This is a genomic window from Roseiarcus sp., from assembly GCF_052145395.1.
Lineage (GTDB): Bacteria > Pseudomonadota > Alphaproteobacteria > Rhizobiales > Beijerinckiaceae > Roseiarcus.
In genome coordinates this window covers 1-7,625 of record NZ_JBKQOT010000204.1, presented here as the reverse complement: position 1 = coordinate 7,625, position 7,625 = coordinate 1, and the positions used below count along the sequence as shown (strand labels likewise).

Sequence of the window (7,625 nt, the reverse complement as noted above, 5' to 3'; positions counted from 1 at the left end):
CGCGGGCGAAGGTCGGAGTATAGACCGTGATCAGATAGAACGACACCGTCGTCATCACGACCATCGCGACGCCGCCGAGCACCACGGCCCAGTTGGCGGCGAGCGTCTGGTAGATCTGCTTGAACGTGGGATGGACCTTGCGTGCGGCGAATTCGGCCGTCTCCTCCAGCGACCGCCGGATGAAATAGAGAAACGGCACGATCGCGCAGCCGATGAAGAACGGGATGCGCCAACCCCAGGCGTCGACTGTCGAGGGCGCCATCAGATTGGCGATCGCGAAGCCGAGCAGGGCGGCGACGACGACCGCGACCTGCTGGCTCGCCGACTGCCAGCTGACATAAAGGCCCTTGTGGCCGGGCGTCGCCATTTCCGACAGATAGACCGACACGCCTCCGAGCTCGACGCCGGCGGAGAAGCCCTGCAGCAGGCGCCCGAGCACCACCAGCAGCGGTGCGAGCACGCCGATCGAGGCGTAAGAAGGCACGAAGGCGATCAGGATCGTGCCGCAGGCCATGATCGAGAGCGTGACGATCAGGCCTTTTCGCCGGCCGATCCGGTCGATGTAGGGCCCGAGCACGAGCGCGCCGATTGGCCGCATCGCGAAGCCGGCGGCGAAGCTCAGGAAGGTCGCCATCAGCGAGGCGTAGGGGTCGTCGTTCGGGAAGAAGGCGCGCGCGATCGGCCGGGCGTAGATGCCGAACAAAAAGAAGTCGTACATCTCGAGGAAGTTGCCGCTCGTGACGCGCAGAACCGTCTTGAGCTTGTCGAAACGAGCGCCGCCCATGCCTTTCCTCCCGTGCCTGCGCCTGACTTGCGCAGCAATTTTCTCGGCGCCTCCCAGCGGCGGTTGATCCTATCCGTGTCGGACCGGGTCGTGCAAATCGCCGGCCGCTTCGGCGGCGAAGCGGGCCGCGGCGCGTCCCGCCGCCACACCGGTGGAGAAGCAGGCCTGCATGAGATAGCCGCCGGTCGGCGCCTCCCAATCGATCATCTCGCCGGCCACAAAGACGCCGGGGCGTTTGATCAGCATGAAGTCGCGATCGATTTCGGTCCACGCGACGCCGCCCGCCGTCGAGATGGCCCGCGCGATCGGCGCGGCCCCTGTGAGACGAATGGCGCAATGTTTCGCCCGCCGCGCGAGGCCCTCGGCATCCCCGGGCAGAGGCCCCGCTTCGCGCATAAGCGCGGCGGCGACGGGAGGCAGCCCCGCCTTGCGCAGGAGCGTCGAGATCGACTGCCCCGGCTTGCGTTCGAGCCGGGCGGCGAGCGCGCCTTCATCCAAGTCGGGTTTGAAATCGACGACGAGCGTCGTCTCGCCCTCGGCCGCGATGGCGTCCCGCAGGCGAGCCGACAAGGCGTAGACGGCGCCTCCCTCAAGGCCGGTCTCGGTGACGACCGCCTCCCCGCGCACGTGAGCATCCGTGTGGTGCAGCGCGACGTTTTTCAGCGGCGCCCCGGCGAAACGTTCGCGAACGAACCCTGACCAGGGGACAAGGAAGCCGCAATTCATCGGTTTCAGGGGCGCGACCTCGACGCCGGCCTCGCGGAACGCCTGGACCCATCCGCCGTCCGAGCCGAGCCGCGGCCAGGAGGCGCCGCCGAGCGCGAGCACAGCTGGCGGCTCGACGATCTTTTCTCCAGCGGGCGAGACGAAGCGCAATACACCGCCGTCGCCAAAGCCGACAAACCGCCAACGGGATTTCAGCTCGACGCCGAGGCCTTCAAGCCGCCTCAGCCAGGCGCGCAACAATGGCGTCGCCTTGAAGCTCTTGGGAAAGATTCGCCCGCTGCTGCCGACGAAAGTCTCCTCGCCGAGCTCCGCCGCCCAGCTCCGCAGCGCGTCGGGCGGAAACGCCTCGATCGCCGGCCGCAGGCGCTCTGCCGCCTTGCCGTAGCGGGCCAAAAAGGCGGGGAGCGGCTCGGAGTGGGTGAGGTTCAGCCCGCCGCGTCCCGCGAGCAGGAATTTGCGCGCCGGGCTTGCGCTTGCGTCATAGACGACAGCCCGGCAGCCCGCCCGCGCGATCGCCTCGGCTGCCGCCAGCCCTGCTGGGCCCGCCCCGACTACGATTACGGGCTTCGTCGCCTGCGCGCTGTCCGCCGCCATGCCCTCCGCCTTCCCGACGCCAAAGGCGGCTCATAGCATGAGGGCCTGTCGTTGCGATCCGCTGGAGGCGCCTGATGGCCGACGCCGCCGACTTCCGCCGCATCGCGCTGTCCTTCGACGGCGCGAGCGAACACCCGCATTTCGACCGGCGCGCCTTCAAGGCGCGGGTGACATTCGCCACGCTGGCGCCGGACGAGTTGACCGCCAACATCAAGCTCGCGCCCGACGAGCAGGCGCTGAAATGCGCCGTCGCCCCCGATGCGTTCTCGCCTCTCGAGAACGCCTGGGGTCGGCAAGGCTGGACGCGCGCGATTCTTGCGGCGCTGACCCCAAGGGAGCTTCAGGCGGCCCTGGAGATGGCGTGGCGGCGCGGCCAAGCCGCGAGCGCGAAAGCCCCGAAAAGCGTGATGCGTCGCGACGACGGCGCGTTACAAAAATGGCTTGGCCAGCGCCTCGCTCGCCTCCCAGAGTTTTCGGGCCGCAGCGTCGTCGCGCGCGGCGGCGGACGGCTGGACGGCCTTCCGCTTGACGAAATAGGCGCCGGTCACATGGGCGACCTCCGGCGAAGAAGCCAGATAGACGAGCGTGTCAGCCCCCTGCTCGGGGGGAATCGCGAACGTCCGGGCGAGCGGGAGAAGCCGGCTTGTCCATCCGCCCGAGGCCGACCCGAACCGGCTCGCGACAAATCCGGGATGGAAGCAATTGGCGGTGACGCCGACGCTGGCAAGCCTCCGCGCCGCCTCGCGCGTGAACAAAATGTTGGCGAGTTTCGAACGGCCGTAGGCCCGCCAGCCGTTGTAGCCCTTCTCGCTCTGCAGGTCGGAGAAATCGAGGTTCATCCCCTGGTGCGCAATCGACGAGGTCGACACGACGCGAGCCGGCGCGGAGGCGGCGAGCCGCTCGTCGAGCGCCGCCGTCATCAGGAAATACGCCATGTGATTGAGGGCGAAGGTCAACTCGAGCCCCTCCGCCGTCACCCGCCGATCAGCGAACATGGCGCCGGCGTTGTTGATGAGGACATCGACCCGCGGCTCGCTTTTGGCGATCAGGAGCCCGACGCGGCAGGTCTCGGCCATGCTGGACAGATCGGCCAGATGCACACCGTGCCTAAGCCGAGGCGCGACGCTTTCGAGTTTGTCGAGCGTGGCTTTGGCCCGTTTTTCGTCGCGGGCGACGAACACGATCCGCGCGCCCATCCGCGCCAGCGCGAGCACGGCCTGTTCGCCGATACCCGATGTCGCGCCGGTCGCGACCACGGTCTTGCCTTTCATGCTCAGTTCCTTTCCGCGGTCGAACGACTCGCGATAAGCTTAAGCCTGGAAAGTCGTAACCCGAAGGACCGCAATGGCGAAGGATCAACTCGGCCTGATGCTGACGGGCTCGGAGGCATCGGCCCGGGCCTACGATCGCGCGGTGTCGGACTATTGGGGCCTGACCGGCGATCCAGTCGGCGCCCTGAAGCAGGCGCTCGCGGCCGATCCGGCATTTGTCCTCGGCGCTGCGGCGATTGCCGGGCTCTTTCTCATCGGCGGATTTCGCGGTGACCATCTGGAAGTCGTCGCCGCGCTCGCCGCGGCGGATCGGGCGCTCGGCGGCGCTTCGCAGCGCGAGAAGCTGCATGTCGCCGCCGTAAAGGCGTTGGCCGACGGCCGCGCGCCGGACGCCGTGACCGCCTGGGAGGCGATCCTCGTCGAATGGCCGACCGATGCGCTTGCGCTGCGCTTCGGCCAGGACGCCTACTTCTTCCTCGGCCAATCGCTGGCGATCCGCGACTCGGTCGCGCGGGTCCTGCCGGCCTGGGACCGCGGCCATCCGCTCGCAAGCTTCGTTCTCGGCGCCTATGCGTTCGGCCTGGAAGAGGCGGGCGAACTCGGGCGAGCCGAGGCGGCCGCGCGGGAGGCGTTGGCCCTCAACCCAAAGGACGCCTGGGCGACGCATGCCCTCGCGCATGTGCTCGAGACAGCGTGCCGACCCGAAGAGGGGATCGCCTTCCTCAAGGCGACGCAGACGTCGTGGCGCACCGCCCACTTCATGGCCGGCCACAACGGCTGGCATCTCGCTCTCTACCTGATCGATCAGGGCCGCACGGACGAGGTCCTCGCAGACTACGACCGCTTCGCGGCGCCGAAGCTTGCCGACGACACGACCCTCGATCGCTGCGACGCGGCTGCGCTCCTCTGGCGCCTCGAACTCGCCGGAGTCGGCGTCGGCGACCGGTGGGAGGCGGTCGCGCGCGCCTGGCGCGCGCACGTCGGCGACCATGTGCTGGCCTTCAACGACCTCCACGCCGCGTTTGCCGCGGCGCGCTCTCCGGACCCGGACGACGCGGGACGGCTCCGGCGCTCGCTCGACGCCTATCAGCGCGACGGACGCGGCCACAATCGGGCGGTGACGGCCGAGGTCGGCCGGCGGCTCATCGAGGGGGTGCTCTGCTACGGCGCCGGCGCCGACGCCCAGGCCGTCGAGGAGATCCTGCCTCTGAGATACGAAGCCTTTCGTATCGGCGGCAGCCATGCGCAACGAGACGTCCTCAACCTGACGCTGATCGCCGCGGCCGAGCGGTCCGGCCAGTGGCGGCTCGCGCGAGCGCTGCTGGCGGAGCGGGCGGCCGTCCGTCCGACGGCGAAAGTCAGGGGACAGTACGAGCGGGCGTGCGCCCGGGCGGCTTAGCCGGCGCCCCGGTCGAGCCCGCGCTTGCGGAACAGCGCCGCCGGCGACGCCGGCCGGCCGCGGAAGGCGCGATAAGCGTCCTCGTAGTCGCGGCTGCCGCCGGCCGCGTATACGAAATCATGCAGGCGGCGTGCGACCTCGGCATCGAAAATGTCGCCCGTCTCCTCGAAGGCCTCGAAAGCGTCGGCGTCGAGGATCTCGGACCACAGGTAGCTGTAATACGCGGCCGAGTAGCCGCCGGAGAAGATATGCTGGAAATGCGGGGTGCGGTGACGCATTGCGATCCCGTCCGGCATGCCAATGCGCTCAAGCTCTGCCTGCTCGAACGCGACAACGTCGACGTTGTCCGGCGACGGATCGAGATGCAGATCGAGATCCACCAGCGCGGACGCGGTGTATTCGACCGTCGCGAAACCCTGGTTGAAGCTGCGCGCGCGGAGAAGCTTATCCAGCAGCGCCTCGGGCATGGACTCTCCCGTGCGGTAGTGAACCGCAAAGCGGCGGAGCACCTCCGGCTCTTCGAGCCAATGTTCATAAAGCTGCGAGGGAAACTCGACGAAATCCCCGGCGACGCGGGTCCCAGACAGGATCGGATAGGTCACGTCGGACAGCATGCCGTGAAGCGCGTGACCGAATTCGTGGAACAGCGTGCGCGCCTCGTCGAAACTCAAAAGGCACGCCTCGCCGTCGCCGCCCCTGGCGAAATTCGTGACGTTGACCACGATCGGCAATTGTCGACCATCGAGTTTGTCCTGCCCGCGAAAATTGCTCATCCAGGCCCCGCTTCGCTTCGAGGGCCGGGCGAAGTAGTCGCCGATGAAGAGCGCGATCGGCGCGCTGCCCCGGCTTACCGTCCAGGCGCGGGCGTCGGGATGATGGAGCGTCAAGTCGAAGCGCTCCGCGAAAGTCAGGCCGAACAGCCGTCCCGCCGCGTAGAAGGCCGCTTCGATCATGCGGTCGAGCTGCAGATACGGCTTGACCGCGCTTTCGTCGAAATCGAACTCCGCCTTGCGGCGCTTCTCGGCGAGGAAGCGCCAGTCCCACGGCGCGACCTTGAAATTGCCGCCCTCGCGGGCCGCGATCTCCTGTAGCGCCCGCGCTTCCAGGCGTCCGGCTGCGGCGCCCGGCTTCCACACCGATTCGAGCAGGTCGCGCGCGGCGCGGGGCGTCTTCGCCATCGTGTCGGCCAAGCGGTAATGGGCGTGACTTTCGTAGCCGAGCAGCCGGGCGCCCTCGGCCCGCAGGCGGACGGTTTCGGCGGCGATCGCCCGGTTGTCGGTCGCTCCGCTGCTCTCGCCGCGCGCCGCCCAGGCGCGAAATGCGGTCTCGCGCAAGTCGCGGCGCGCCGAGAACTCCAGGAAGGGCTCGACGCTGGATCGCGTGAGCGTAACCGCGTACTTCCCGGGATGACCGCGTTCGGCCGCGAGCCGCGCCGCGCTCGCGACGGCGAAATCCGGCAGCCCCTCGAGATCGGCCGCATCGAGGACCATCACCCAGGATTTTTCGTCGGCAAGGACGTTCTGACCGAATTCGGCGGCGAGCGTCGCGAGCCTCTCGCCGATCGCGGCGAGCCGCGCCTTGGCCTCCGGCGGCAGACCAGCGCCGGCGCGGGTGAAATCGAGATGATAGCGGTCAAGCGCGCGCGCCTGCTCGGCCGTCAGGCCAAGCGAGTCCTCGTCAGCCTTCAAGGCGTCGACGCGCCGGAAGAGCGCGTCATTCAGGTAGGTGTCGCTGCGATGGCGCGCGAGGATGGGCGCGATCTCGCGCTCGATCGCCTCGATGTCGGGATTGGACTCGGCGCCCGCGAGATTGAAAAACACCCTGGCGACCTTGTCGAGCGCGCTTCCGCTGCGCTCCAACGCCTCGATCGTGTTGGCGAAGGTCGGGGGCGCCGGGTCAGCGGCTATGGTGTCGATCTGCGCCCGCGCCTCCTTCAGGGCGGCGTCGAAGGCGGGATGGAAATGGCGGGGCGCGATCCGATCGAACGGCGGCGCTTCGAAGGGTCCGGTCCAGGCTTCAAGAAGCGGATTGGCGTTTCCATGGATGTCGGGCATCTCAGGCGCTCCTGAAGAGGTCGGCATTGCTAAGTGTATGCCGGCTTCGCGGCCGAGCGCTGATCCTGGACCGCCTTCTTGGACCTGTCACCCCCTGTCGTCGCTGTAACCTGTCACCGATGTCGCCGGTCAGGACGCCCGAGAAACCCTCTCCACGGGAAGAAGGAAATCGCCTTGCGCCGGGCCATTCGCGTCTTGACCCATCCCCGCCCGGTTCCAGTCGCCTGAAGGCGCCGTCGGAGGCGCGAAAGCGTCCCGGCGCCGCTCACGGGCGCGCCGCGCGAGCAGCGCCGTCGGATCACGGTCGAGCGCGAGCGCCGAGACGTCGCGCAGGTCGCCCGGCGTGAGGCCGATGTCGGCAAGCTCGCGTCGGTCCATACCGGCGAGCGCAGAGAGAGTCGCGCGCGCCTCAGCGACGCGAAACGGCCAGGCTGCGGCGCGGGCCAGAAATCCGGCAAGGACGGCCAGGGGACGGCTCTCGGACGACATGGGCTGCTCCTTTCGCGCCCAGAATCCGCTTCGCGGCCTTGCTACGCCAGAGACTGTTCCGTACAGTTCCGTCAAACTGTCCTGATCGTTTGTCAGGCCGAGTAGCCTTCTGCTAATTTCTTTTGAGTGGACAACTTTTCCTAAGCCCTTGAAATATCGTTGGCTGACCGCTAGCTATTTTCCTGGCAATTCTTTTCATTTCCCTTTCGGTGGCGACACGGTGGCGACAAACATCAAGATCGGCAAGCGGGCGGTCGACGCGCTGAGCCCGCGAGAAACGGCCTTTATCGTCTTCGACATGGACATCA

General features: G+C 67.9%; 7 protein-coding genes. 1 reads left to right on the top strand and 6 read right to left on the bottom strand.

The window, feature by feature from the left end; all coding sequences use genetic code 11:
- The 3 genes from tcuC to ACLP25_RS07000 all read right to left on the bottom strand — a co-directional run.
- A partial coding sequence (tcuC, locus tag ACLP25_RS07010; RefSeq protein WP_442468497.1) for a tricarballylate/proton symporter TcuC occupies positions 1 to 784 on the bottom strand: 784 nt, incomplete at its 3' end.
- Positions 785 to 853: 69 nt separating this feature from the next.
- Complete coding sequence (locus tag ACLP25_RS07005) at positions 854 to 2,104, bottom strand: TIGR03862 family flavoprotein (RefSeq protein ID WP_442468496.1); 1,251 nt, start codon at positions 2,102 to 2,104, stop codon at positions 854 to 856.
- Positions 2,105 to 2,532: 428 nt separating this feature from the next.
- Positions 2,533 to 3,375 (bottom strand): SDR family oxidoreductase, encoded by an 843-nt coding sequence (locus ACLP25_RS07000; protein WP_442468495.1) that lies wholly within the window; start codon positions 3,373 to 3,375, stop codon positions 2,533 to 2,535.
- A gap of 73 nt (positions 3,376 to 3,448) precedes the next feature.
- On the opposite strand from ACLP25_RS07000, the gene ACLP25_RS06995 reads away from it, so the two are divergent.
- Positions 3,449 to 4,774 carry a tetratricopeptide repeat protein gene (locus ACLP25_RS06995; RefSeq protein WP_442468494.1) on the top strand — a complete coding sequence of 442 codons (1,326 nt, stop codon included), beginning with the start codon at positions 3,449 to 3,451 and terminating at the stop codon, positions 4,772 to 4,774.
- On the opposite strand, the gene ACLP25_RS06990 is transcribed toward ACLP25_RS06995, so the two are convergent.
- The 3 genes from ACLP25_RS06990 to ACLP25_RS06980 form a co-directional block, all read right to left on the bottom strand.
- A complete protein-coding gene (locus ACLP25_RS06990) occupies positions 4,771 to 6,828 on the bottom strand; it encodes a M3 family metallopeptidase (RefSeq protein WP_442468493.1) in 2,058 nt (685 codons plus the stop codon). The genes ACLP25_RS06995 and ACLP25_RS06990 overlap by 4 nt on opposite strands.
- Before the next feature lie 129 nt (positions 6,829 to 6,957).
- A complete protein-coding gene (locus ACLP25_RS06985) occupies positions 6,958 to 7,317 on the bottom strand; it encodes a DUF1127 domain-containing protein (RefSeq protein WP_442468492.1) in 360 nt (119 codons plus the stop codon).
- A 112-nt stretch (positions 7,318 to 7,429) separates the two neighbouring features.
- The coding region (locus tag ACLP25_RS06980) for a hypothetical protein (protein ID WP_442468491.1) at positions 7,430 to 7,625 on the bottom strand (196 nt) is incomplete at its 5' end.